This window comes from Paenibacillus sp. MB22_1, assembly GCF_047200555.1.
GTDB classification, from domain to species: Bacteria; Bacillota; Bacilli; order Paenibacillales; family Paenibacillaceae; genus Fontibacillus; species Fontibacillus phoenicis.
Genome location: NZ_JBLADV010000002.1, coordinates 592086 through 616023, shown reverse-complemented (window position 1 = coordinate 616023; position 23938 = coordinate 592086). Strand labels below are relative to the sequence as shown.

The 23938-nt window shown below is 49.7% G+C and carries 30 protein-coding genes and 1 other annotated feature; all 30 genes read left to right on the top strand.

Annotation, left to right across the window (positions count from 1 at the left end):
* Positions 1 to 236 precede the first annotated feature (236 nt).
* Positions 237 to 390 (top strand) — a sequence feature (ribosomal protein L10 leader region).
* A gap of 44 nt (positions 391 to 434) precedes the next feature.
* Positions 435 to 938, top strand: a complete 504-nt coding sequence (gene rplJ / locus ACL02P_RS14695) for a 50S ribosomal protein L10 (protein ID WP_016310706.1) — start codon at positions 435 to 437, stop codon at positions 936 to 938.
* 67 nt (positions 939 to 1005) lie between these two features.
* A complete protein-coding gene (gene rplL, locus ACL02P_RS14690) occupies positions 1006 to 1374 on the top strand; it encodes a 50S ribosomal protein L7/L12 (RefSeq protein WP_009226628.1) in 369 nt (122 codons plus the stop codon).
* A gap of 145 nt (positions 1375 to 1519) precedes the next feature.
* On the top strand, positions 1520 to 2125 hold the full coding sequence (locus tag ACL02P_RS14685) for a class I SAM-dependent methyltransferase (protein WP_009226629.1): 606 nt from the start codon (positions 1520 to 1522) through the stop codon (positions 2123 to 2125).
* A gap of 325 nt (positions 2126 to 2450) precedes the next feature.
* A complete protein-coding gene (gene rpoB, locus ACL02P_RS14680; protein ID WP_412837557.1) occupies positions 2451 to 5996 on the top strand; it encodes a DNA-directed RNA polymerase subunit beta in 3546 nt (1181 codons plus the stop codon).
* Positions 5997 to 6041: 45 nt separating this feature from the next.
* Positions 6042 to 9656: a DNA-directed RNA polymerase subunit beta' gene (rpoC, locus tag ACL02P_RS14675; RefSeq protein WP_036646409.1), complete on the top strand. Its 3615-nt coding sequence runs from the start codon at positions 6042 to 6044 to the stop codon at positions 9654 to 9656.
* Positions 9657 to 9832: 176 nt separating this feature from the next.
* Positions 9833 to 10084 (top strand): ribosomal L7Ae/L30e/S12e/Gadd45 family protein, encoded by a 252-nt coding sequence (locus tag ACL02P_RS14670; protein WP_028539488.1) that lies wholly within the window; start codon positions 9833 to 9835, stop codon positions 10082 to 10084.
* A gap of 142 nt (positions 10085 to 10226) precedes the next feature.
* Entirely contained in the window at positions 10227 to 10646 is a 420-nt protein-coding gene (gene rpsL, locus ACL02P_RS14665) for a 30S ribosomal protein S12 (RefSeq protein ID WP_009226633.1), read from the top strand.
* A gap of 235 nt (positions 10647 to 10881) precedes the next feature.
* The gene (rpsG, locus tag ACL02P_RS14660) at positions 10882 to 11352 is read left to right on the top strand and encodes a 30S ribosomal protein S7 (RefSeq protein WP_009226634.1); all 471 of its coding nucleotides are present in this window, start codon (positions 10882 to 10884) and stop codon (positions 11350 to 11352) included.
* A gap of 47 nt (positions 11353 to 11399) precedes the next feature.
* Positions 11400 to 13478, top strand: a complete 2079-nt coding sequence (gene fusA, locus ACL02P_RS14655; protein WP_260071423.1) for an elongation factor G — start codon at positions 11400 to 11402, stop codon at positions 13476 to 13478.
* Positions 13479 to 13561: 83 nt separating this feature from the next.
* Entirely contained in the window at positions 13562 to 14752 is a 1191-nt protein-coding gene (gene tuf / locus ACL02P_RS14650) for an elongation factor Tu (RefSeq protein WP_260071424.1), read from the top strand.
* A 259-nt stretch (positions 14753 to 15011) separates the two neighbouring features.
* Positions 15012 to 15320 (top strand): 30S ribosomal protein S10, encoded by a 309-nt coding sequence (rpsJ, locus tag ACL02P_RS14645; protein ID WP_009226637.1) that lies wholly within the window; start codon positions 15012 to 15014, stop codon positions 15318 to 15320.
* A 45-nt stretch (positions 15321 to 15365) separates the two neighbouring features.
* A complete protein-coding gene (gene rplC / locus ACL02P_RS14640; protein ID WP_009226638.1) occupies positions 15366 to 15989 on the top strand; it encodes a 50S ribosomal protein L3 in 624 nt (207 codons plus the stop codon).
* A 28-nt stretch (positions 15990 to 16017) separates the two neighbouring features.
* Positions 16018 to 16641: a 50S ribosomal protein L4 gene (gene rplD / locus ACL02P_RS14635; protein ID WP_016310715.1), complete on the top strand. Its 624-nt coding sequence runs from the start codon at positions 16018 to 16020 to the stop codon at positions 16639 to 16641.
* Positions 16641 to 16931: a 50S ribosomal protein L23 gene (gene rplW, locus ACL02P_RS14630; RefSeq protein WP_016310716.1), complete on the top strand. Its 291-nt coding sequence runs from the start codon at positions 16641 to 16643 to the stop codon at positions 16929 to 16931. Before rplD ends, rplW begins: the two co-directional genes overlap by 1 nt.
* Positions 16932 to 16959: 28 nt before the next feature.
* Positions 16960 to 17790 carry a 50S ribosomal protein L2 gene (rplB, locus tag ACL02P_RS14625; protein ID WP_016310717.1) on the top strand — a complete coding sequence of 277 codons (831 nt, stop codon included), beginning with the start codon at positions 16960 to 16962 and terminating at the stop codon, positions 17788 to 17790.
* Positions 17791 to 17864: 74 nt separating this feature from the next.
* Positions 17865 to 18143, top strand: coding sequence for a 30S ribosomal protein S19 (rpsS, locus tag ACL02P_RS14620; protein WP_009226642.1), 279 nt, complete (start codon positions 17865 to 17867; stop codon positions 18141 to 18143).
* Positions 18144 to 18181: 38 nt separating this feature from the next.
* Positions 18182 to 18514, top strand: coding sequence for a 50S ribosomal protein L22 (rplV, locus tag ACL02P_RS14615; RefSeq protein WP_009226643.1), 333 nt, complete (start codon positions 18182 to 18184; stop codon positions 18512 to 18514).
* Between the two features lie 13 nt (positions 18515 to 18527).
* Entirely contained in the window at positions 18528 to 19196 is a 669-nt protein-coding gene (gene rpsC, locus ACL02P_RS14610) for a 30S ribosomal protein S3 (protein WP_009226644.1), read from the top strand.
* A 2-nt stretch (positions 19197 to 19198) separates the two neighbouring features.
* Complete coding sequence (rplP, locus tag ACL02P_RS14605) at positions 19199 to 19633, top strand: 50S ribosomal protein L16 (RefSeq protein ID WP_009226645.1); 435 nt, start codon at positions 19199 to 19201, stop codon at positions 19631 to 19633.
* Positions 19623 to 19823, top strand: a complete 201-nt coding sequence (gene rpmC, locus ACL02P_RS14600) for a 50S ribosomal protein L29 (protein WP_009226646.1) — start codon at positions 19623 to 19625, stop codon at positions 19821 to 19823. Before rplP ends, rpmC begins: the two co-directional genes overlap by 11 nt.
* A gap of 52 nt (positions 19824 to 19875) precedes the next feature.
* Positions 19876 to 20139, top strand: coding sequence for a 30S ribosomal protein S17 (gene rpsQ / locus ACL02P_RS14595; protein WP_009226647.1), 264 nt, complete (start codon positions 19876 to 19878; stop codon positions 20137 to 20139).
* Positions 20140 to 20175: 36 nt separating this feature from the next.
* Positions 20176 to 20544, top strand: coding sequence for a 50S ribosomal protein L14 (gene rplN, locus ACL02P_RS14590; RefSeq protein ID WP_009226648.1), 369 nt, complete (start codon positions 20176 to 20178; stop codon positions 20542 to 20544).
* Between the two features lie 52 nt (positions 20545 to 20596).
* Complete coding sequence (rplX, locus tag ACL02P_RS14585) at positions 20597 to 20950, top strand: 50S ribosomal protein L24 (RefSeq protein WP_009226649.1); 354 nt, start codon at positions 20597 to 20599, stop codon at positions 20948 to 20950.
* A gap of 33 nt (positions 20951 to 20983) precedes the next feature.
* Positions 20984 to 21526: a 50S ribosomal protein L5 gene (rplE, locus tag ACL02P_RS14580; protein WP_009226650.1), complete on the top strand. Its 543-nt coding sequence runs from the start codon at positions 20984 to 20986 to the stop codon at positions 21524 to 21526.
* A 43-nt stretch (positions 21527 to 21569) separates the two neighbouring features.
* The gene (locus tag ACL02P_RS14575) at positions 21570 to 21755 is read left to right on the top strand and encodes a type Z 30S ribosomal protein S14 (protein WP_009226651.1); all 186 of its coding nucleotides are present in this window, start codon (positions 21570 to 21572) and stop codon (positions 21753 to 21755) included.
* A 31-nt stretch (positions 21756 to 21786) separates the two neighbouring features.
* Positions 21787 to 22185, top strand: a complete 399-nt coding sequence (rpsH, locus tag ACL02P_RS14570) for a 30S ribosomal protein S8 (protein WP_009226652.1) — start codon at positions 21787 to 21789, stop codon at positions 22183 to 22185.
* A gap of 30 nt (positions 22186 to 22215) precedes the next feature.
* Positions 22216 to 22758 (top strand): 50S ribosomal protein L6, encoded by a 543-nt coding sequence (rplF, locus tag ACL02P_RS14565; protein ID WP_009226653.1) that lies wholly within the window; start codon positions 22216 to 22218, stop codon positions 22756 to 22758.
* Between the two features lie 84 nt (positions 22759 to 22842).
* Complete coding sequence (gene rplR / locus ACL02P_RS14560; RefSeq protein WP_028539490.1) at positions 22843 to 23211, top strand: 50S ribosomal protein L18; 369 nt, start codon at positions 22843 to 22845, stop codon at positions 23209 to 23211.
* Positions 23212 to 23239: 28 nt separating this feature from the next.
* Complete coding sequence (gene rpsE, locus ACL02P_RS14555) at positions 23240 to 23737, top strand: 30S ribosomal protein S5 (protein ID WP_009226655.1); 498 nt, start codon at positions 23240 to 23242, stop codon at positions 23735 to 23737.
* 12 nt (positions 23738 to 23749) lie between these two features.
* Positions 23750 to 23935 (top strand): 50S ribosomal protein L30, encoded by a 186-nt coding sequence (gene rpmD, locus ACL02P_RS14550; protein ID WP_009226656.1) that lies wholly within the window; start codon positions 23750 to 23752, stop codon positions 23933 to 23935.
* Positions 23936 to 23938 lie beyond the last annotated feature (3 nt).

The window sequence follows — 23938 nt, the reverse complement described above, 5'->3', positions numbered from 1 at the left end:
CCATTATAAGGAAAAAAAGTACGCTCAAAGAAGAAAGTACATCACGAGAAGGTGGTGATGCAGCCGTACAGCCGGATATTTTCCGGAAAAGTTCATAGGATACCCCGTAAAAACGGCATTTTAGCCATTCGCAAGACCTACAAACATTTTCATGCGTCAGCTGTGTCTTGACGGAACGGGGATTGACACCACGGTGTCGCCTTGGTATACTGAAACAGTTGTTTTGAAGTGAGACTTAAATATGAATATGCTTACCGTAGACAGTAGGTGCCGTGAGGCTTAATTTCCTACCGAGGTGTTGTGATAGAACGTCGCTGTACACAGCTGGGCTGTGTGCGGATGATCCATCAAAGCCTTCGTGATTCTGCGGAGGCTTTTTTCAATGCCTTGCGGAAGTAGCAAGAGGCTCATGAATCTAATAGGAGGTGTGCAGTTTGGCAAACGCAAAAGTCATTCAAGCAAAACAAGAAGCCGTTGAAGCTGTAACGTCCAAATTGCGCGAAAGCGCAACGACCGTCGTTGCGGATTATCGCGGATTGAATGTTGCTCAAGTTACCGAACTCCGCAAACAGCTTCGTGAAGCTGGCGTGGAATTCCAAGTGCTGAAGAACACGCTCATTCGCCGCGCTACGGCTGCTGCAGAATTGACCGAGCTGGACGAAGTGTTGACCGGTCCTACGGCCATCGCGTTCAGTAAGGAAGATGCAGTAGCTCCAGCGAAAATCTTGAGCGAATTCGCCAAGAAGAACGATGCTCTGAAAGTTAAAGGTGGCGTGGTTGAAGGCCGTGTTGTTGGCGTCGACCAAATCAAAGCGCTCGCGGATCTTCCTTCCCGCGAAGGTCTGCTTTCGATGCTCCTCAGCGTACTTCAAGCACCTGTTCGCAACTTCGCACTGGCTGTCAAAGCCGTTGCCGAGAAAGAAGAAGCAAGCGCGTAAGTTAGCCTTGCGGATGCAAGTTATCTGATTCGCAACAAACAAACTATTATATAATGGAGGTTCTACCATGAGTAAAGAAGCAATCTTGGAAGCAATCAAAGGTATGACCGTTCTTGAACTGAACGATCTCGTTAAAGCAATCGAAGAAGAATTCGGCGTAACTGCAGCAGCTCCGGTTGTTGTAGCTGGCGGCGGTGCAGCTGGCGGCGGCGCAGCTGAAGAACAATCCGAATTCGACGTAATCCTGACTAACGCTGGTGCTTCCAAAATCAACGTTATCAAAGTGGTTCGCGAAATCACTGGCCTCGGCTTGAAAGAAGCCAAAGACCTGGTTGACAACGCTCCAAAACCGCTGAAAGAAAAAGTAGGCAAAGAAGAAGCAGACAGCATCAAAGCAAAACTGGAAGAAGCAGGCGCAACTGTAGAACTGAAGTAGTAGCTTGTTTCTCGATCACAAACCCCTTGAATTTGATTCAAGGGGTTTGTTGCCTTTCTCCCCTTACATGAATATGTGGAAATGGATATAATAGGGGACGAGTACAGATAGATGACTAGATGCTAATGGAGGGAAACAAGAAAACATGGCGGATCACTACTACGCAAGCCAACCGACTGCGGCGCATGATCGGAAAACCTGGGATACAGTGTTGCGGGGGCAAAGCTACCGCTTCGTCAGCGATGCCGGCGTTTTTGCTAAGGGAGGCGTTGACTTCGGCAGTCGTACCTTAATTGAAGCCATGGATATTCCAGAGGATGCGGAGGTACTGGATGTAGGCTGCGGATATGGACCGATCGGACTGGCAGCGGCGAGGCTGGCGACCAAGGGTCATGTGACGATGATCGATGTGAACTCCCGAGCTGTTGAATTAGCGAAAGAGAATGCTGCTGCGAACGGTGTGAACAACGTCACCGTGTTGGAAAGCGATTTGTTCTCGGCGATAGAGAATCGGAAGTTCGACGTGGTGTTGACCAATCCGCCGATTCGGGCTGGTAAAGCTACGGTGCATGCCATTTTTGAAGGTGCCTATGAACGGTTGCGTTCTGGAGGATCGTTATGGGTGGTTATTCAGAAGAAACAAGGGGCGCCGTCGGCGAAGGAGAAGTTGGAGTCGCTGTTTTCCCGAGTGGTGGAAGTGACCAAGGACAAGGGGTACCGCATTTATCGGGCGGTTAAAGACGAAGGTTGACTTGACAAATCCGATATGTTATTATTATAAAATGTCAGCATTAGGATGCCCTCTGTGGCTTTAGTTTGCTGAAATGTCAATAGTTTTACGGGAACAATGCATAAAAATGTGTCGTTCTACGTATAATATGCACATTTTGGATAAACTAATGATTATGAGGACATCAGAGCAGAAACAGACACGGATAAATGATGCTCTTTTTTCGAAAGCATTCGATAAGGGCTTTTCTTTATTTGTGGATGAATCCGTATGGGTCTATTATAAGGGCACAAACACGGGTTCGCAATGTATTTTTAAGTGAGTAGACATGAGGGGTGAGTTTAAGTTGGCAGGACATCTTGTTCAATATGGTCGACGCACTCGGCGTAGTTATGCGCGAATTAACGAGATACTCGAAGTACCGAACCTGATCGAAATCCAACAGAAATCCTATGAGTGGTTCTTGGAAGAAGGTCTTCGGGAAATGTTCCAAGATATCTCGCCAATTCAGGATTTCACCGGAAATCTGGTGTTGGAGTTTATCGATTACAGCCTGGGCGAACCGAAGTATACGGTGGATGACGCGAAAGAACGCGACGTTACCTATGCGGCGCCGCTTCGGGTAAAAGTCCGGCTCATTAATAAGGAAACCGGCGAAGTCAAAGAGCAGGAAGTGTTCATGGGAGATTTCCCGCTGATGACCGAAACCGGTACGTTTATTATTAACGGTGCGGAACGGGTTATTGTCAGCCAGTTGGTTCGCTCTCCTAGCGTCTATTTCAGTACGAAAGTGGATAAGAACGGTAAGAAAATGTACACCGCAACCGTTATCCCTAACCGCGGCGCTTGGCTCGAGTTGGAGACGGATGCGAAAGATATTATCTACGTGCGGATCGACCGCACCCGCAAAATTCCGGTAACCGTGTTGCTGCGTGCGCTTGGCTTCGGAACCGATGCGGAAATTTTGGATTTGCTCGGCAACGACGAGTATATCCGCAATACGCTGGATAAAGACAATACGGATTCGACAGAGAAAGCCTTGATCGAGATCTATGAACGTTTGCGTCCGGGTGAACCGCCGACGCTTGAGAATGCGAAGAGCTTGCTGGTAGCGCGCTTCTTCGATCCAAAACGTTACGATCTGGCGAATGTTGGTCGTTATAAAATCAATAAAAAGCTGCACATCAAGAATCGCTTATTCAACCAACGTCTTGCTGAGACGCTGATTGATACGACGACGGGTGAAATTATCGCCGAAGCCGGTCAAATGGTTGACCGCCGCTTGCTGGATGAAATTTTACCGTACCTTGAGAACGGCGTTGGCTTCAAGAACTACCATGTTGCCGGCGGCGTCCTTGACGTTGATGATGTGCCGCTGCAAACTATCGACGTATTCTCCCCGATTGAAGACGGTAAAGTGGTTAAGGTAATCGCGAACCGCAATATCGATAAATCGGTGAAGCATATTACACCTGCTGATATTATTTCTTCGATCAGCTATTTTATCAATCTGCTGCACGGCATCGGCAGCACGGACGATATCGATCATCTGGGTAACCGTCGTCTGCGCTCCGTTGGTGAGCTTCTGCAGAACCAATTCCGCATCGGCTTGTCCCGGATGGAACGTGTCGTGCGCGAAAGAATGTCGATTCAGGATGCGAACGTGATTACGCCGCAGGCGCTCATAAATATCCGTCCTGTCATCGCATCGATCAAAGAGTTCTTCGGCAGCTCGCAGCTGTCTCAGTTTATGGACCAAACGAACCCGCTCGCTGAACTGACGCACAAACGCCGTTTGTCTGCGCTCGGTCCAGGCGGTTTGACTCGGGAACGTGCCGGCATGGAAGTGCGTGACGTTCACCCGTCCCACTATGGCCGGATGTGTCCGATCGAAACGCCGGAAGGTCCGAACATCGGTTTGATCAACTCCCTGTCTACTTATGCGCGAATCAATGAGTATGGCTTCATCGAAGCGCCGTATCGATGGGTTGATCCGAAGACGGGAACCGTTACGGATCAAGTGACCTACCTGACGGCCGACGAAGAAGACAACTATGTCATTGCGCAAGCGAACGCGAAGCTGACGCCAGACAACAAGTTCGAAGACGAGTTCGTCATCGTTCGTTACAACAAGCAATCGGATAACATCTTGACGATGCCAAGCAGCCGCGTAGACTACATGGATATTTCGCCGAAACAGGTTGTATCCGTCGCTACAGCGCTGATTCCATTCTTGGAGAACGACGACTCTAACCGTGCGCTCATGGGTTCGAACATGCAGCGTCAAGCGGTGCCGTTGCTTGTTCCTAAAGCTCCGCTTGTTGGTACGGGGATGGAACACAAGGCTGCGAAAGACTCCGGCGTCTGCATCGTGTCGAAATATGACGGGATCATCGAACGGTCGGAAGCGAACCAAATTTGGCTTCGCCGTATCGAAGTCGTAGACGGGAAAGAAGTCAAAGGCGACCTTGTGAAATATAAGTTGCACAAATTTATGCGTTCTAACCAAGGAACCTGTATTAACCAACGTCCGATCGTCAAACGGGGCGACATTGTTAAGAAGGGTGACATCCTGGCGGACGGTCCATCGACGGAACTGGGCGAATTGGCACTGGGCCGCAACGTGGTCGTTGCCTTTATGACTTGGGAAGGTTACAACTACGAGGATGCGATCCTGCTGAGCGAGAAGCTGGTGAAGGAAGACGTATATACTTCGATCCATATCGAGGAATACGAATCCGAAGCCCGCGACACGAAGCTGGGACCGGAAGAAATTACTCGCGACATCCCGAACGTCGGCGAAGAAGCGCTGCGTAATCTGGATGAACGCGGTATTATCCGCGTTGGTGCGGAAATTGCTGCCGGCGACATCCTGGTTGGTAAAGTAACGCCTAAAGGCGTAACGGAACTGACGGCAGAAGAACGCTTGCTGCACGCCATCTTTGGTGAGAAAGCTCGCGAAGTTCGTGATACTTCCCTGCGTGTACCTCACGGTACAGACGGGATTGTTGTTGACGTGAAGGTGTTTACCCGCGAGAACGGCGACGAATTGCCGCCAGGCGTTAATCAGCTCGTTCGGGTGTACATTGCGCAGAAACGGAAAATCTCCGAAGGCGATAAGATGGCCGGACGCCATGGTAACAAAGGGGTCGTGGCTCGGATTTTGCCGGAAGAAGATATGCCATTTATGCCAGACGGAACGCCGGTACAGGTTGTCCTGAATCCGCTGGGCGTACCTTCGCGGATGAACATCGGGCAGGTGCTGGAGATTCACTTGGGTATGGCCGCCCTGCAGATGGGGATTCACGTGGCAACGCCAGTATTCGACGGCGCCAATGAAGAAGACGTATTCGATACGATGGAAGAAGCCGGCATGCAGCGGAACGGTAAAACGATCTTGTACGATGGCCGCACAGGTGAACCGTTTGAACGTGAAGTTACCGTTGGTGTCATGCACATGATCAAGCTGGCGCACATGGTTGACGATAAGATCCATGCTCGCTCGACAGGTCCTTACTCGCTCGTTACGCAGCAGCCGCTGGGTGGTAAAGCTCAGTTCGGCGGTCAGCGTTTCGGGGAGATGGAAGTATGGGCGCTCGAAGCTTACGGTGCTGCTTATACGCTGCAAGAGATTCTTACCGTCAAATCGGATGACGTGGTGGGTCGGGTGAAAACCTACGAATCCATCGTTAAAGGGGAAAACGTGCCTGAACCGGGCGTGCCTGAATCGTTTAAGGTCTTGATCAAAGAGCTGCAAAGCTTGGGTATGGACGTCAAGATCCTGACCGAAAACGAAGAAGAGATCGAGATGAAAGAGATCGACGACGAGGACGATGCGTCGAGCGACAAGCTCAGTCTCAATCTGGAAGGCGCGGAAGTCGGCGTAGAATAGAGCGTTATACAGTCAAATCAGGACTTGGTTAAGGAGGGATGCTCCTTGTTGGACGTCAACAACTTCGAGTTTATGAAAATTGGGCTTGCTTCCCCAGATAAAATTCGTTCTTGGTCCCGCGGAGAAGTAAAGAAACCGGAAACGATCAACTACCGCACGTTGAAGCCAGAGAAGGAAGGGCTGTTCTGCGAAAAGATTTTTGGCCCGACCAAAGACTGGGAATGTCATTGCGGTAAATATAAACGCGTTCGCTACAAAGGCGTTGTCTGTGATCGCTGCGGCGTTGAGGTCACTCGCGCGAAAGTGCGCCGCGAACGGATGGGGCATATCGAGTTGGCAGCTCCGGTATCTCACATTTGGTACTTCAAAGGGATCCCGAGCCGGATGGGCCTTGCGCTCGACATGTCTCCGCGTTCCCTGGAAGAGATCATTTATTTTGCATCTTATGTCGTAACCGATCCAGGCGAAACACCGCTGGAGAAAAAGCAGCTTTTGTCCGAGAAAGAATACCGCAGCTACCGTGAGAAATACGGATATGGATTCCAAGCCGGCATGGGTGCGGAAGCTGTGAAGAAGCTGCTTCAGGATCTCGACATCGACAAAGAGCTGGAATTCCTGAAAGAAGAATTGCGCACGGCTCAAGGCCAACGCCGCAACCGTGCGATCAAACGTTTGGAAGTCATCGAAGCGTTCAAAAGCTCCGGCAACCAGCCGGAGTGGATGATCCTCGACGTGCTTCCGGTCATTCCGCCGGAGCTGCGTCCGATGGTTCAACTCGATGGCGGCCGTTTTGCGACGTCCGACTTGAACGATCTGTACCGCCGCGTCATCAACCGGAACAACCGGTTGAAACGTCTGCTTGACCTTGGCGCGCCGGACATCATCGTACAGAACGAGAAACGGATGCTGCAAGAAGCCGTTGACGCCTTGATCGACAACGGTCGCCGCGGCCGTCCTGTTACGGGTCCGGGCAACCGTCCGTTGAAATCCTTGAGCCACATGCTCAAAGGGAAACAAGGTCGTTTCCGGCAGAACCTGCTCGGTAAACGGGTTGACTACTCCGGTCGTTCTGTTATCGTCGTAGGTCCGTACTTGAAAATGTACCAATGCGGTTTGCCGAAAGAAATGGCGCTGGAGTTGTTCAAGCCTTTCGTCATGAAAGAGTTGGTGAACAAAGGTCTGGCACATAACATTAAGAGTGCAAAACGCAAAGTAGAACGCGTGAGTCCGGAAGTTTGGGACGTGCTCGAGGAAGTTATTAAAGAGCATCCGGTTCTGTTGAACCGTGCTCCTACGCTTCACCGTCTCGGGATCCAGGCGTTCGAACCGATCCTGGTGGAAGGCCGCGCTATCCGTCTGCATCCGCTCGTATGTACGGCGTACAACGCTGACTTCGACGGTGACCAGATGGCCGTGCACGTACCGTTGTCCGCGGAAGCTCAGGCGGAAGCCCGCATCCTGATGCTGGCGTCCGGTAACATCCTGAACCCGAAAGACGGTAAACCGGTCGTTACGCCTTCTCAGGATATGGTCCTCGGCTCCTACTATCTGACCATGGATAACAAGGAAGCCAAAGGTACCGGTATGATCCTGTCTTCGGTTAATGAAGCCGTATCGGCTTATCAACGCGGCACCGCTTCGTTGCATGCACGGGTAGCCATTCCGGCGAAAGCGCTGGGCAAAACCAGCTTTACGGAAGCACAGCAAAACGCTTTGCTGATTACGACCGTTGGTAAAATTATTTTCAACGAGATTTTCCCGGCCAGCTTCCCATATATTAATGAACCAACACGTGCGAACCTGTTCCAAGGCACTCCGGATCATTACTTTATTTATGAGAAGGGCGCCAATGTTGTGGAACGGATCATGGCTGCACCGCAACCAGGCGGTGTGGGCAAAGAATACCTCGGCGAAATCATCGGCCGCTGCTTCGAAATCTACCAAACGACGGAAACCTCCGTTATTCTGGACAGAATCAAGCAAACCGGCTTTACTTACTCCACGCGTGCCGGCGTAAGTATTGCGGTGGCGGACGTTATTGTTCCGAAGGAAAAGCAAGAAATCCTTCGCGAATCCGAGGAGAAGGTACGGGTTGTTACCAACCAATACCGCCGCGGTCTGATCACCAACGAAGAGCGTTACGACCGCGTTATCGATATCTGGTCCAAGTGTAAGGATCAAATTACCGACATCCTGATGAAGTCGATGGATCGCTACAATTCCATCATGATGATGGTCGACTCTAAAGCGCGGGGTAACAAATCGCAGATCACCCAGCTGGGCGGTATGCGCGGCCTGATGGCGAACCCGGCGGGCCGGATCATCGAATTGCCGATCAAATCGAACTTCCGCGAAGGCCTCACGGTCTTGGAATACTTTATTTCGACGCACGGTGCCCGGAAAGGTCTGGCGGATACCGCGTTGCGGACTGCGGACTCCGGTTACTTGACCCGTCGTCTCGTCGACGTGGCGCAAGACGTCATCGTACGCGAAGAGGATTGCGGTACGGATAAAGGCTTTACCGTTGGCGTTATCCAAGACGGTAAAGAAGTGATCGAAAATCTGTACGACCGGATTGAAGGCCGTTACTCGTTCGAAACGGTGCGCCATCCGGAAACCGGCGAGATCATCATTCACCGGAACGAGCTGATCGATTCCGACAAAGCGCATGAAATCGTCAACGCGGGAATTACGAAGCTGCAAATCCGCTCCGTGCTCAGCTGCCGCGCTCGTCACGGCGTGTGCAAGAAGTGCTACGGACGTAACCTGGCTACTGGGAAACACGTGGAGATCGGGGAAGCTGTCGGCATCATCGCGGCTCAATCGATCGGTGAACCAGGGACCCAGCTCACCATGCGTACGTTCCATACCGGGGGCGTTGCGGGTGACGATATTACCCAAGGTCTTCCGCGGATTCAGGAGCTGTTCGAAGCTCGGAATCCGAAAGGTCAAGCAACGATCAGTGAGATTGACGGCGTGATCAAAGAAATCCGCGAAGCGAAGGACCGTCGCGAAATCGAGGTTCAAGGCGAAGCGGAAACGAAAGTATACTCCGTTACTTACGGTTCTCGTCTGCGCGTCAGCGAAGGCGACGAGATCGAGGCCGGCGACGAACTGACGGATGGTTCCATCGACCCGAAAGAAATTTTGCGCATCAAAGGGATTCGCGGCGTACAGAACTATATTTTGCAGGAAGTACAACGCGTATACCGGAACCAAGGCGTAGAAATCAACGACAAGCACGTTGAGGTTATGATTCGTCAAATGCTGCGCAAGATCCGGATCGTGGATGCCGGCGATACACCGCTTCTGCCAGGGTCTTTCGTCGACTTGCATGAGTATGAAACTGCCAACAAAGAAGCGATTCTGTCTGGCAAAGAGCCGGCAGTGGCTAAACCGGTCCTGCTCGGGATTACGAAAGCGTCGCTGGAAACCGACTCCTTCTTGTCCGCCGCTTCCTTCCAGGAAACAACGCGGGTGCTTACCGACGCTGCGATCAAAGGCAAAGTCGACAAGCTGCTCGGCTTGAAAGAGAATGTCATCATCGGTAAGCTGATTCCGGCCGGTACCGGCATGAGTCGCTACCGCAACATTCAATTCGAAGAGCCGGAACAAGACGAAGTTACGGAAGAAAGCTTGGAGCCTGTTTCGATCGAATAACGACGAAGGTGAAGATAAGCCGGCGCGACCCTGAAGCGAGTTTGATCCGGGGCGCGCCGGACTTGTTTTTTCTATGAAAATTCCGCTGAATATTTCGCTTGACACCTACTATAGCGGAGTGATACTATATCATAGTGCGTGAGTACGGATAACCCTGTGCTTTGGAGGACGTTATGATGTCTAATGATAAAGGACTACGGGACGCACCAATTAAGGTCGGCACCAAGCAGACCATGCGAATGGTTGAACTTGGACGGGCCGAGGAAGTTTATGTTGCTGAGAATGCAGATCCACGCCTTACGTCAAGGATCGTCGCCTTATGCAACCAACATGCCGTGAAAGTCACCTTTGTAGATACGATGGCGAATCTCGGCAAGGCTTGTGGGATTGAAGTAGGAGCGGCGATGGCTGTGATCGTAAAGTCATAGTTGATCGAAAATGTTTTTGCTAATGAGGAGGACTCTTTGGCAAAAACATTTCCTTTGTTCTTTTATGAGCCGCCTGGGTCTGTGGGCTTAAACAAGTGGTTTGTAAATGGATTTGAACTCTGAGGAAGGGGGTGGCAACAACATGCCAACAATTAACCAATTAGTACGTAAAGGACGCCAAGATAAGGTGTACAAATCCAAATCGCCAGCGCTGCAAAGAGGGTTTAACGCTCTGAAACGCGAAGCTACGGATTTGAGCTCTCCGCAAAAACGCGGCGTCTGCACTCGTGTAGGTACGATGACTCCGAAGAAACCGAACTCCGCGCTTCGTAAATATGCCCGTGTTCGCTTGACGAACCGTGTAGAGGTGACGGCTTACATTCCGGGTATCGGACACAACCTGCAAGAGCACAGCGTTGTACTGATTCGCGGCGGCCGGGTCAAAGACCTTCCGGGTGTCCGTTACCATATCGTGCGCGGAGCATTGGATACGGCTGGGGTTAACAACCGGATGCAAGCTCGTTCCAAATACGGCGCGAAACGTCCAAAAGCGAAGAAATAAGATCGCTTGGAATTTTAAATGGGAGTTCAAAAATCGGGTTTTCAGCACCGAGGAGGTTGGATGAAGCTAGGGACTGGGTAGCGGAGCGTAGACAGATCTACGTGAGCAACGGAAGGTCCGGCTGAATTCAAGATTCGAAGTCGAACCAGCATCATGATGTGCATGGTGATCAAAAGACGGTTTTTGAACAACTACTACTAGGATTGAATTTTTACTGAAAGGGGGATAACAAACTATGCCACGCAAAGGTCCAGTTGCTAAGAGAGACGTGTTGCCAGATCCAGTGTATAACAGCAAATTGGTTACTCGCTTGATCAACCGCATCATGCTCGACGGTAAACGCGGCGTTGCTCAAAGCATCCTTTACAATGCGTTCGACATCATCCGTGAACGTACGGGGAATGACCCAATGGAAGTATTTGAAGCAGCGATCAAAAATATTATGCCTGTACTGGAAGTTAAAGCTCGTCGTGTCGGCGGTGCAAACTACCAGGTTCCGATTGAGGTTAAACCTGAGAGACGTACATCCTTGGGATTACGTTGGCTCGTAAACTACTCCCGCACTCGCGGTGAGAAGACGATGGAAGAGCGTTTGGCTGCCGAGATCATCGACGCATCCAACAACACAGGCGCTTCCGTTAAGAAACGTGAAGATACGCATAAAATGGCGGAAGCGAACAAAGCGTTCGCGCACTACCGTTGGTAGGATAACGCCCGTATTTCAAAATTTATATTTTGAAGGGAGACAGATTCATGGCAAGAGAGTTCTCCTTGAAAAATACACGTAATATCGGGATCATGGCGCATATTGACGCCGGTAAGACAACCACGACGGAACGGATCTTGTTCTACACAGGCCGTACGCACAAAATCGGGGAAGTTCACGAGGGTGCGGCAACGATGGACTGGATGGAACAAGAACAAGAGCGCGGAATCACGATTACATCCGCAGCGACGACCGCTCAATGGAAAGGTCACCGCGTAAATATCATCGATACCCCGGGACACGTCGACTTCACGGTTGAAGTCGAACGTTCCCTGCGTGTATTGGACGGGGCTGTAGGCGTGTTCAGTGCGAAGGAAGGCGTTGAGCCGCAGTCTGAAACCGTTTGGAGACAGGCTGACCGCTATGGTGTTCCTCGGATTGCCTACGTCAACAAAATGGATATCATCGGTGCGGATTTCCTGAACGTCGTTAAAGATATGCGCGATCGTCTGCAAGCGAATGCAGTGGCTATCCAACTGCCAATCGGTGCGGAAAATGATTTTGTCGGGATTATCGACATCATCTCTCAAAAAGCGTATATCTACAGAGACGATCTGGGACAACAAATCGATGAAGTAGAAATTCCTGCTGAATATGCTGCACAAGTTGAAGAACTTCGTGCGGAATTGGTAGAGAAGGTTGCTGAACTGGACGAAGACTTGACGATGAAATACCTCGAAGGCGAGGAAATCACCGTTGAAGAACTGAAAGCAGCGCTTCGTAAGGGCGTTTGTGAAGTTAAAATCTTCCCGGTTATCTGCGGTTCTTCCTACCGTAACAAAGGGGTTCAGCTGATGCTGGATGCCGTCATCGATTACTTGCCATCCCCAGTTGATGTACCAAGCATCAAAGGTCATCTGGAAGATGGTACAGAAGTAGAACGTCACTCTTCTGACGAAGAGCCGTTCGCGGCACTGGCATTTAAAATCATGACCGACCCTTACGTGGGTAAACTGACGTTCTTCCGCGTATACTCCGGTATTTTGCAATCCGGTTCCTACGTGCTGAATGCAACGAAAGGTAAACGCGAACGGATCGGCCGGATCCTGCAAATGCATGCGAACCACCGTCAAGAAATCAACGAAGTATACGCTGGTGACATTGCTGCAGCTGTAGGTTTGAAAGACACCGGTACAGGTGATACACTGTGTGATGAGAAGGCACCGGTTATTCTTGAATCGATGAACTTCCCAGAGCCGGTTATCGAAATCGCGGTTGAACCGAAGACGAAAGCCGACCAAGACAAAATGGGCGTTGCACTTGCAAAACTGACGGAAGAAGACCCAACGCTTCGTGCGCATACAGATGAAGAAACGGGACAAACGATCCTTGCAGGTATGGGTGAGCTTCACCTGGATATCATCATCGATCGGATGCGCCGTGAATTCAAAGTAGAAACGAACGTAGGTAAACCTCAGGTTGCTTATCGTGAAACGTTCCGTGTTCCGGCTCGCGTTGAAGGTAAGTTCGTACGTCAGTCCGGTGGTCGTGGTCAATACGGTCACGTCTGGGTTGAATTTGAACCGCTCGAACCAGGTACAGGTAACCAATTCGACAGCAGAATCGTCGGCGGTGCTGTTCCTAAAGAATACATCGGACCTGCTCAACAAGGTATCGAAGAAGCAATGCAGAACGGTGTTCTTGCTGGCTTCCCGGTTGTTGACGTAAAAGCGACGATCGTCGATGGTTCCTACCATGACGTCGACTCCAGTGAAATGGCGTTTAAGATCGCTGGTTCGATGGCTCTGAAAGCAGCTAAAGACAAATGTCAACCTGTTCTGCTTGAGCCAATCATGAAAGTTGAAGTAACGGTACCTGAGGAGTACATGGGTGACGTTATGGGTATGCTGAACTCTCGCCGTGGCCGTATCGAAGGTATGGATTCCCGTGGTGGTGCGCAAATTATCCGTGCGAAAGTGCCTCTCTCCGAAATGTTCGGTTACTCGACGACCCTTCGCTCCGGTACACAAGGACGCGGCGTGTTCTCGATGGAACTCTCCCACTATGAAGAAGTTCCGAAGAACATCGCTGAAGAAATCGTGTCCAAGCATAAAGGGGCCGAATAATTTAATGTATTTGCCGATCGAAGGGCATGCTCCTTTGATCGGTCACACATAACAATCCATATTTTAAGGAGGAACTGTTTAAAATGGCAAAGGCTAAATACGAACGTACAAAACCGCACGTTAATATCGGTACGATTGGTCACGTCGACCATGGTAAAACAACTCTGACTGCGGCCATCACGACTGTATTGTCCAAAAAATACGGCGGTGCAGCCGTAGCTTTCGACCAAATCGACAAAGCTCCAGAAGAACGCGAACGCGGTATCACAATCTCGACGGCACACGTTGAGTACGAAACGAACAACCGCCACTACGCACACGTTGACTGCCCAGGGCACGCCGACTATGTTAAAAACATGATCACCGGTGCTGCTCAAATGGACGGCGCTATCCTGGTTGTATCCGCAGCTGACGGCCCAATGCCGCAAACTCGCGAACACATCCTGCTGTCCCGTAACGTAGGTGTTCCTTACATCGTTGTATTCTTGAACAAATGCGACATGGTTGAAGACGAAGAGTTGCTTGAACTGGTTGAAATGGAAGTTCGCGACCTGCTGAACGAATACGAGTTCCCAGGCGACGACACTCCAATCATCCGCGGTTCCGCTCGTGAAGCTCTGCAAAACCCAGAAGGCGAATGGGCTCAAAAGATCATCGAAATGTTCGAAGTGATCGACGAGTACATTCCGCTGCCTGAGCGCCCAATCGACAAACCGTTCCTGATGCCTGTCGAGGACGTATTCTCGATCACTGGCCGCGGTACAGTTGCTACTGGCCGTGTAGAACGCGGTACGGTTAAAGTCGGCGACGAAGTTGAAATCGTGGGTATCGTTGAAGAAACGAAAAAATCCGTCGTTACCGGCGTTGAAATGTTCCGTAAGTTGCTCGACTCCGCTCAAGCGGGCGACAACATCGGTGCTCTGCTTCGCGGTATTGACCGTAAAGAAATCGAACGCGGTCAAGTATTGGCTAAACCAGCTACCGTTAACCCGCATACTGAGTTCACCGCTCAAGTATACGTATTGACGAAAGAAGAAGGCGGACGCCATAAGCCGTTCTTCTCCGGCTACCGTCCTCAGTTCTACTTCCGTACAACGGACGTAACTGGCATCATCAACCTGCCAGAAGGAACTGAAATGGTTATGCCTGGCGACAACATCGAAGTTACCGTTCAACTGATCTCCCCGATCGCGATCGAAGAAGGTACTCGCTTCTCCATCCGTGAAGGCGGCCGTACAGTTGGATCCGGTGCCGTTGTTTCCATCAACAAATAATTAGGCTTAACCGCCTGATAGAAGGAGCTGCTCTCCGATTTCGGAGCGCAGCTCTTTTACTTTATTTAGGGAATGAAAAATTACGAATTATACTTGCATTCCGCCTACCTTTTCTATATAATAGTGAATGTTGTTCTGTGACGTTGCGATGATGTGGGAGGTTACTGACACACCCGGCCCCTTTGCCATGGGAGGGTGTCCAGAAAATTTCCACGGAGTATGTCCGATACTAAATTGGGCGATAGAAGGAGGGACTAAAATGGCAAAGCAAAAAATTCGTATTCGTTTGAAAGCTTACGACCACAGAATTCTTGATCAATCCGCAGAGAAAATCGTTGAAACGGCAAAACGTTCGGGTGCAGGCGTATCCGGGCCAATCCCGTTGCCAACTGAGAAACAAGTGATTACTATTCTCCGTGCGGTGCACAAGTACAAGGATTCCCGGGAACAATTCGAACAACGTACGCATAAGCGTCTGATCGACATTGTGAACCCGACTCCACAAACTGTGGATGCCTTGATGCGCTTGGACCTGCCGTCCGGTGTAGATATCGAAATTAAATTGTAATACCTACTATTGTAAGGTAACCAGGAAAGGAAAAGAGGTGTCAACATGAAAGGTATCTTAGGGAAGAAACTTGGTATGACTCAAGTGTTTACTCCGGAAGGGAATGTCATTCCTGTAACGGTCATTGAGGCTAGCTCTAACGTAGTTCTGCAGAAGAAAGACCTGGAGAACGACGGTTACGAAGCGATTCAGCTTGGCTACTCCGATAAGAAGGAAGCTAGAGCGAATAAGCCTGAAGTTGGGCATGCAAAGAAAGCAGGCACAACGCCTAAGCGCTACGTTCGCGAAATTCGCGGTGTTGATTTGGCAGGATACGAGGTTGGCCAAGAGGTCAAAGTCGATATTTTTGCTGAAGGCGAATTTGTTGACGTAACAGGTATTTCGAAAGGCAAAGGGTTCCAAGGCGTAATCAAACGCTGGGGACAAAGCCGCGGCCCGATGGCTCACGGTTCCCGTTACCATCGTAGACCTGGTTCCATGGGTTCCATCGCAGCAAACCGCGTATTTAAAGGTAAAAACCTGCCTGGACATATGGGACATGAAACTGTAACGATTCAAAACCTTGAAGTTGTTAAAGTCGATGCAGAACGCAATGTCTTGCTCGTGAAAGGTTCCATTCCTGGACCGAAAAACAGCTTCGTTAAAGTGAAACAAACTACTAAGAAATAATTAACCCTCAGGAAAGGAGGAACAACAAATGCCAAAAGTAGCACTTTTCAATATTAGCGGTAGCCAAGTGGGCGAAGTAGAATTGAACGATGCCGTATTCGGAATTGAGCCGAACACTCATGTTCTTCATGAAGCTGTTGTAATGCAGCGTGCTTCCCTGCGTTTCGGTACGCACAAAGTTAAAGGACGCTCCGAAGTTCGTGGCGGCGGCCGTAAGCCTTGGAAACAAAAAGGTACAGGTCGTGCGCGCCAAGGTTCGATCCGCGCTCCTCAATGGAAAGGCGGCGGTACGGTATTCGGACCAACTCCGCGCAGCTATTCCTACAAACTGCCTAAGAAAGTTCGTCGTTTGGCGATCAAATCGGCGCTTTCGTCGAAAGTAATCGATCAGGACATCATCGTATTGGATGCACTTGCGATGAACGCTCCGAAAACGAAAGAATTTGCAGCGATCTTGAACAACCTGAAAGTGGAACGTAAAGCTCTGGTTGTAGCTCCTAGCTATGACGACAACATTGCGCTTTCCGCTCGTAACATTCCAGGCGTGAAGTTCGTGGCAGCAGACGGCATTAATGTTCTTGACGTGCTGACGCACGACAAACTGATCATTACGAAAGAAGCAGTTCAGAAGGTAGAGGAGGTGCTCGCGTAATGAAGGATCCTCGCGATATTATCAAACGCCCGGTGATTACGGAACGTTCCACGGAATATATGAACGACCTGAAATATGTCTTTGAAGTAGACATTCGCGCGAACAAAACGGAAATCAAACAAGCTGTTGAGTCCATTTTCGGCGTGAAGGTGAAGAACGTAAACACCCTGCGTGTTCCCGGGAAGCTGAAACGTTACGGACGCTACTCCGGATACACTCCAGAATGGAAAAAAGCGTTTGTTACATTAACACCTGAAAGCAAGCCGCTCCAATTTTTTGAATCGGTATAAAATCGCTTAAAGTAAGGAGGGAAATCTCGTGCCAATCAAAAAGTACAAACCGACTTCCCCGGCTAGACGTGCGATGAGCGTGTCGACCTTCGAAGAAATTACGACGGATCAGCCGGAGAAATCTTTGCTTGCGCCGCTGAGCAAAACTGCCGGCCGCAACAACCAAGGTAAAATCACTGTTCGTCACCATGGCGGCGGACATAAACGTAAATATCGGATCATCGACTTCAAACGGAACAAAGATGGAATTCCAGGCCGCGTTGCTACGATCGAATACGATCCAAACCGGACTTCGAACATCGCTTTGATCCACTATGCCGATGGTGAGAAACGCTATATCATCGCTCCTAAAGGTTTGAAAGTGGGCGACGTGATCGAATCTGGCGCAGGTTCCGACATCAAAATCGGTAACGCATTGCCGCTGGAGAACATCCCGGTAGGTACCGTGATCCACAACATCGAGCTGAAACCAGGTAAAGGCGGACAACTTGTTCGTGCTGCTGGTACAGAAGCTCAATTGCTCGGTAAAGAGGACAAATACGTAACGATCCGCCTGTCTTCCGGCGAAGTTCGTAAAGTTCTGAAAGTTTGCCGCGCAACGATCGGTTCCGTAGGTAACGGTGACCACGAGCTCGTGAAAATCGGTAAAGCCGGACGCAGCCGTTGGCTGGGCAAACGTCCAGAAGTCCGCGGTGTCGTCATGAACCCGAACGATCACCCACACGGTGGTGGTGAAGGTCGCGCTCCGATCGGCCGTAAATCTCCGTTGTCTCCTTGGGGCAAACCAACCCTTGGTTACAAAACGCGTAAAAAAGGCAAAGCTTCTGATAAATATATCGTTCGCCGTCGCACGAAGTAATCCGCATCCTGCGGATCACTTCGCGGCATGAACGAAGCGTAACTTGCAGCGCATTGTGAAGGGAGGATAAATGAATGAGTCGCAGTCTGAAAAAGGGACCTTTTGTCGACGGGTACCTGCTTAAGAAAGTGGAAGAAGCGAGCGCTTCGAACAAGAAGGTCGTGATCAAAACTTGGTCCCGTCGCTCCACGATCTATCCGCAATTCATTGGTCATACGTTTGGTGTCTATGACGGCCGCAAGCACGTACCGGTGTACGTAACCGAGGATATGGTCGGACATAAACTGGGCGAATTTGCTCCAACCCGGACCTACAAAGGTCATACGGATGACGATAAGAAAACGAGACGTTAATAACGATAAGTTCTTCGTTTGAGAGGAGGTAATACTACATGGAAGCTAAAGCACATGCAAGATCGATTCGTATTGCTCCCCGCAAAGCTCAACTCGTGGTTGATCTGATCCGCGGTAAGCAAGTTGGCGACGCGATTGCAATTCTGCGCCATACGCCAAAAGCAGCATCCCCGATCGTGGAGAAGCTGTTGAACTCGGCGATTGCCAATGCTGAACATAACTATTCTATGGATGTAAATAAATTGGTGATTACGCAAGCCTACGTTAACCAAGGCCCGACGATGAAACGTTTCCGTCCGCGGGCAATGGGACGTGCTAGCCGGATCAACAAACGCACCAGCCACATTACTTTGGTGGTATCCGAAAAATAAGGAGGGAAAACGTGTGGGCCAAAAGGTAAATCCGGTCGGATTACGAGTAGGGATTATCCGTGATTGGGAATCCAAATGGTACGCAGGCAAAGATTTCGGTGATCTTTTGCTGGAAGACGTAAAAATTCGTGAACACCTGAAAAATAAACTGAAAGACTCCGCGGTATCTCGGATTGAGATCGAGAGAGCGGCAAATCGTGTGAACGTGACGATCCACACTGCTAAACCGGGCATGGTTATCGGTAAAGGCGGTTCGGAAGTTGAAAACCTGCGCGGTGAAATTACGAAAATCGCAGGCGGCAAAAAGGTTCACATCAACATTTCTGAAATCAAACACCCTGATCTTGACGCAATCTTGGTTGCTGAAAGCATTGCACAACAATTGGAACGTCGTGTTTCTTTCCGTCGTGCGTTGAAACAAGCAATTCAAAGAACGATGCGTTCGGGAGCGAAAGGGATTAAAACGGCAGTCAGCGGTCGTCTCGGCGGTGCTGAAATTGCTCGTACGGAAGGCTACAGTGAAGGAACTGTTCCACTTCATACGCTCCGCGCCGACATCGATTACGGTACGGCAGAAGCGCATACGACTTATGGCCGCATCGGCGTAAAAGTATGGATTTATCGTGGAGAGGTTCTTCCTACGGCTAAGAAACAACAAGCTGCTCAGGAAGGAGGCAACTAATCATGTTGGTACCAAAACGCGTAAAACACCGCAAGCAACAACGCGGTAATATGAGAGGCCAAGCAAAAGGCGGCACCGAACTGAACTTCGGTGAATACGGCCTGCAGGCTCTGGAGCCGACTTGGATCACGAACCGTCAAATCGAAGCAGCGCGTATCGCGATGACTCGTTACATCAAACGTGGCGGTAAAGTATGGATTAAGATTTTCCCTGACAAGCCGATTACTCAGAAGCCTCTTGAAGTCCGGATGGGTAGCGGTAAAGGTAACGTCGAAAAATGGGTCGCAGTTGTGAAGCCGGGCAAAATCATGTTTGAGCTTGCCGGGGTATCGGAGGAAGTTGCACGCGAAGCTATGCGTCTTGCTGCCCACAAACTGCCGATCAAAACGAAGTTTGTGAAACGTGAAGAATTGGGTGGTGAAGCAAATGAAAGCTAATGAACTTCGCAACTTAACCACTGCAGAAATCGAACAAAAAATCGCAGGTTTTAAAGAAGAACTCTTTAACCTCCGTTTTCAGTTGGCTACCGGCCAACTCGATAATCCGACTCGGATCCGCGATGTGCGTAAGGAAATAGCTCGTGCTAAAACCGTTATCCGTGAAAGAGAACTTGGGATTACTAGTTAAGAAGCGCTGAGCGAATCTAGCAAAGCGCCTAAGTCCAGGAAGGAGGCAAACCATGAGCGAACGTAACAGCCGTAAAGTGCAAATTGGTAAAGTTGTCAGCGACAAGATGGACAAAACGATCGTTGTAGCTGTTGAAACTTACAAGAAGCATGACTTGTACCATAAGCGCATTAAATACACGAAGAAATTTAAAGCGCATGATGAGAACAACACCGCGAAAATCGGTGACATCGTTAAAATCGCCGAAACTCGCCCGCTGTCCAAAGACAAACGCTGGAGACTCGTTGAAGTCGTTGAAGAAGCGGTTATCATTTAATAGCACGGTAGCTTAGACCGAAAGGAGGAAATATCCATGATTCAACCATTTACACGTTTGCAGGTTGCTGACAACTCCGGCGCGAAGGAACTGATGTGTATCCGCGTTTTGGGTGGTACGGGTCGTCGTACGGCACAAATCGGAGATCTGATCGTTTGCTCCGTTAAACAAGCAACACCAGGCGGCGTTGTCAAAAAAGGTGATGTAGTTAGAGCGGTAGTCGTTCGTACGAAACGTTCGGTTCGTCGTAAAGACGGTTCCTACATCGCATTCGACGAAAACGCAGCAGTTGTTGTTAAAGAAGATAAGAGCCCACGCGGAACGCGTATCTTCGGACCTGTTGCCCGTGAACTTCGCGACAAGGACTTTATGAAGATCGTTTCCTTGGCTCCGGAAGTTATCTAAGAACACCCCATAAGCCAACGGGGAGCCCGATTTAACAGGAGGTGTAAACCAAGTGCCTAGACTGAAGAAGATTCTTGAATCTCATAACAATAAGCTGCACGTCAAAAAGGACGACACGGTTATCGTGATTTCCGGTAAAGACAAAGGCAAAAAAGGCCGCGTCATCGCCGCATATCCTCGTGAAAACCGCGTGCTTGTGGAAGGCGTGAACATGGTTAAGAAACATCAAAAACCAAACCAACTGAACCCACAAGGCGGCATCATCGAGAAGGAAGCTCCGATTCACGTTTCGAACGTTATGCACGTTGATCCGAAGAGCGGAAAAGTAACCCGTATCGGTTACAAAGTATTGGACAACGGCAAAAAAGTTCGCGTAGCGAAGAGATCCGGAGAAGTAATCGACTAATCGAGAAACGTTAAGAAAGGAGGTCCATGATTCATGGCAGCAAGATTGAAAGAACGCTTTTTGAACGAAGTAACACCTGCTTTGATTCAAAAATTCAACTATACAACCGTAATGCAAGTGCCGAAGATCGAGAAAGTGGTTATCAACATGGGTGTTGGTGACGCTGTAGCGAACTCGAAGGTACTTGATTCCGCAGTAAACGATATGCAGCTGATCGCTGGTCAAAAGCCGGTTATCACCCGCGCAAAGAAATCTATCGCTGGTTTCAAACTGCGTGAGAACATGCCGATCGGTGTGAAGGTAACTCTTCGCGGAGACCGCATGTATCATTTCCTTGACAAACTGTTTAACGTAACGCTTCCGCGTGTCCGTGACTTCCACGGTGTATCGACGAAAGCATTTGACGGTCGCGGTAACTATACGCTGGGCCTGAAAGAGCAACTGATCTTCCCTGAGATCGAATACGATCAAGTGGATAAAGTACGCGGTATGGATATCGTCATCGTAACGACGGCGAAAACCGACGAAGAATCCCGCGAGCTCTTGAGCGGGCTCGGTATGCCGTTTGCTAAGTAATCCGTCCATTTTCTCCGAAACTATTTAGGAGGTGTCAGGCTAAGTGGCTAAAACTTCGATGAAAGTTAAACAACAACGTACACCTAAATTCAAAGTTCGGGCTTACACCCGGTGTGAACGTTGTGGTCGCCCACATTCGGTATTGCAAAAGTACAAAATTTGCAGAATTTGCTTCCGTGAATTAGCTTATAAAGGCCAGATTCCTGGCGTGAAAAAAGCAAGCTGGTAATTAATCAACAACGGGAAGGAGGTTTACACGTATGACTATGTCAGATCCAATTGCAGATATGCTTACTCGTATTCGTAACGCCAACACGGTGCGTCACGAGACGGTTGAACTGCCTGCGTCCACGATCAAGAAACAAATCGCTGAGATCCTGAAGCGTGAAGGTTTCATCCGTGACGCTGAATATATCGATGATAACAAACAAGGGATCATCCGTATTTTCCTGAAATACGGCCCGAACAACGAACGCGTTATCTCTGGACTTAAGAGAATCAGTAAACCAGGCCTTCGCGTGTACACGAAAAGCAATGAAATTCCTCGTGTCCTCGGCGGCTTGGGTATCGCGATTATCTCCACTTCCAAAGGTGTCATGACTGACAAGGAAGCTCGTCAGTCCAAAGCCGGCGGCGAAGTCCTCTGCTACGTTTGGTAATTTACGTCTTATAACAAGGAGGTGCAATACATGTCTCGTATTGGTCGCAAACCAATCACAGTACCAAGTGGTGTGGATGTCACACTTGATAATAGCGTCATTACAGTTAAAGGTCCGAAAGGGACTTTGACTCGTGAGCTTCACAAGGACATCAAGGTAACGGTTGAAGGTAACGTCATTACCGTTGAACGTCCTTCTGACAATAAATTACATCGTTCCCTGCATGGCACGACCCGTTCCGTTGTCAGCAACATGGTCAGCGGGGTAACGGAAGGTTTCTCCAAATCGCTCGAGCTGGTTGGTGTCGGTTACCGCGCAAGCTTGTCCGGCAAAAAACTGGTTCTGAACGTTGGTTACTCCCATCCGGTAGAAATTACGCCGGAAGAGGGCATCGAATTCGAAGTACCTTCGAATACGAAGATCATCGTTAAAGGGATCAATAAAGAACGCGTAGGCGAATATGCCGCTAAAATTCGTTCTGTCCGTGAGCCTGAGCCATATAAAGGCAAAGGGATCAAGTATGAAGGCGAACGCATTATTCGCAAGGAAGGTAAAGCCGGTAAGAAGAAATAAGTTTCTTCTTAACGTGCCTAGCCTTCTGGCGTCTTGAAACGAAATGTCCGATAGCGGTAAACCGAAGGGAGTGAAATGGAAGTCATGATTACAAAAGCTGATAAGAACAAAGCACGTCTGAAAAGACATCTGCGTGTACGTAAGAAAGTCCAAGGAACGGCAGCTCGTCCAAGACTGAACGTATACCGTTCTTCCAAACATATCTACGCTCAACTGATCGACGACGTAGCAGGCGTAACGGTGGCTAGCGCATCGACGGTCGATAAAGAACTGAGCGGTTCGATCGGTAACGGCGGCAACGTGGAATCCGCTCGTAAAGTGGGCGAATTGATCGCAAAACGCGCACAAGCGAAAGGATACAAGAGCGTTGTTTTTGACCGTGGAGGATATCTGTACCATGGACGGATTCAGGCGCTGGCTGACGCAGCCCGCGAAGCAGGCCTGGAATTCTAAAAATCATCACTAAAAGGAGGTTAACGACTTGCGTGTAGATCCGAACACTTTAGAACTGACAGAAAGAGTTGTAAACATTAACCGCGTAGCTAAAGTAGTTAAAGGCGGACGCCGTTTCAGCTTCAGTGCACTCGTGGTTGTCGGCGACGGCAAAGGCTGGGTTGGCGCTGGGATCGGTAAGGCAGGCGAAGTACCTGACGCGATCCGTAAAGGCATTGAAGATGCGAAGAAAAATCTTGTGCATGTTCCGCTCGTAGGTACTACGATCCCTCACCAAGTAATCGGGCATTTCGGAGCTGGCCGCGTTCTGTTGAAACCGGCATCCGAAGGTACCGGGGTTATCGCCGGCGGTCCAGTTCGTGCGGTTCTTGAACTGGCTGGCGTAGGCGACATTTTGACTAAATCTTTGGGTTCTTCGAATTCCATCAACATGGTCAACGCGACTTTGGAGGGCTTGTCCCGTCTGAAACGTGCTGAGGATGTTGCGAAATTGCGCGGTAAAACCGTCGAAGAACTTCTCGGTTAAGGAGGGAATCTCATGGCTAAACTGCAAATTACCCTCGTGCGTAGTTTGATCGGTCGTCCGGAGAACCAACGTACTACCGTGAAAACCTTGGGTCTTCGCAAAATTAACCAATCCGTTGTTCACAACGATAACCCAGCCATTCGCGGCATGGTGAATCAAGTGAGCCACCTGGTTTCGGTTAAAGAAATCGAAGGCTAAGGA

Excerpts from the sequence above, each read along its gene's own strand:
- rplL (WP_009226628.1), top strand. The coding sequence starts at position 1,006 with ATGAGTAAAGAAGCAATCTTGGAAGCAATCAAAGGTATGACCGTTCTT.
- ACL02P_RS14685 (WP_009226629.1), top strand. The coding sequence starts at position 1,520 with ATGGCGGATCACTACTACGCAAGCCAACCGACTGCGGCGCATGATCGG.
- ACL02P_RS14670 (WP_028539488.1), top strand. The coding sequence starts at position 9,833 with ATGTCTAATGATAAAGGACTACGGGACGCACCAATTAAGGTCGGCACC.
- rpsL (WP_009226633.1), top strand. The coding sequence starts at position 10,227 with ATGCCAACAATTAACCAATTAGTACGTAAAGGACGCCAAGATAAGGTG.
- rpsG (WP_009226634.1), top strand. The coding sequence starts at position 10,882 with ATGCCACGCAAAGGTCCAGTTGCTAAGAGAGACGTGTTGCCAGATCCA.
- fusA (WP_260071423.1), top strand. The coding sequence starts at position 11,400 with ATGGCAAGAGAGTTCTCCTTGAAAAATACACGTAATATCGGGATCATG.
- tuf (WP_260071424.1), top strand. The coding sequence starts at position 13,562 with ATGGCAAAGGCTAAATACGAACGTACAAAACCGCACGTTAATATCGGT.
- rpsJ (WP_009226637.1), top strand. The coding sequence starts at position 15,012 with ATGGCAAAGCAAAAAATTCGTATTCGTTTGAAAGCTTACGACCACAGA.
- rplC (WP_009226638.1), top strand. The coding sequence starts at position 15,366 with ATGAAAGGTATCTTAGGGAAGAAACTTGGTATGACTCAAGTGTTTACT.
- rplD (WP_016310715.1), top strand. The coding sequence starts at position 16,018 with ATGCCAAAAGTAGCACTTTTCAATATTAGCGGTAGCCAAGTGGGCGAA.
- rplW (WP_016310716.1), top strand. The coding sequence starts at position 16,641 with ATGAAGGATCCTCGCGATATTATCAAACGCCCGGTGATTACGGAACGT.
- rpsS (WP_009226642.1), top strand. The coding sequence starts at position 17,865 with ATGAGTCGCAGTCTGAAAAAGGGACCTTTTGTCGACGGGTACCTGCTT.
- rplV (WP_009226643.1), top strand. The coding sequence starts at position 18,182 with ATGGAAGCTAAAGCACATGCAAGATCGATTCGTATTGCTCCCCGCAAA.
- rplP (WP_009226645.1), top strand. The coding sequence starts at position 19,199 with ATGTTGGTACCAAAACGCGTAAAACACCGCAAGCAACAACGCGGTAAT.
- rpmC (WP_009226646.1), top strand. The coding sequence starts at position 19,623 with ATGAAAGCTAATGAACTTCGCAACTTAACCACTGCAGAAATCGAACAA.
- rpsQ (WP_009226647.1), top strand. The coding sequence starts at position 19,876 with ATGAGCGAACGTAACAGCCGTAAAGTGCAAATTGGTAAAGTTGTCAGC.
- rplN (WP_009226648.1), top strand. The coding sequence starts at position 20,176 with ATGATTCAACCATTTACACGTTTGCAGGTTGCTGACAACTCCGGCGCG.
- rplE (WP_009226650.1), top strand. The coding sequence starts at position 20,984 with ATGGCAGCAAGATTGAAAGAACGCTTTTTGAACGAAGTAACACCTGCT.
- rpsH (WP_009226652.1), top strand. The coding sequence starts at position 21,787 with ATGACTATGTCAGATCCAATTGCAGATATGCTTACTCGTATTCGTAAC.
- rplF (WP_009226653.1), top strand. The coding sequence starts at position 22,216 with ATGTCTCGTATTGGTCGCAAACCAATCACAGTACCAAGTGGTGTGGAT.
- rplR (WP_028539490.1), top strand. The coding sequence starts at position 22,843 with ATGATTACAAAAGCTGATAAGAACAAAGCACGTCTGAAAAGACATCTG.
- rpmD (WP_009226656.1), top strand. The coding sequence starts at position 23,750 with ATGGCTAAACTGCAAATTACCCTCGTGCGTAGTTTGATCGGTCGTCCG.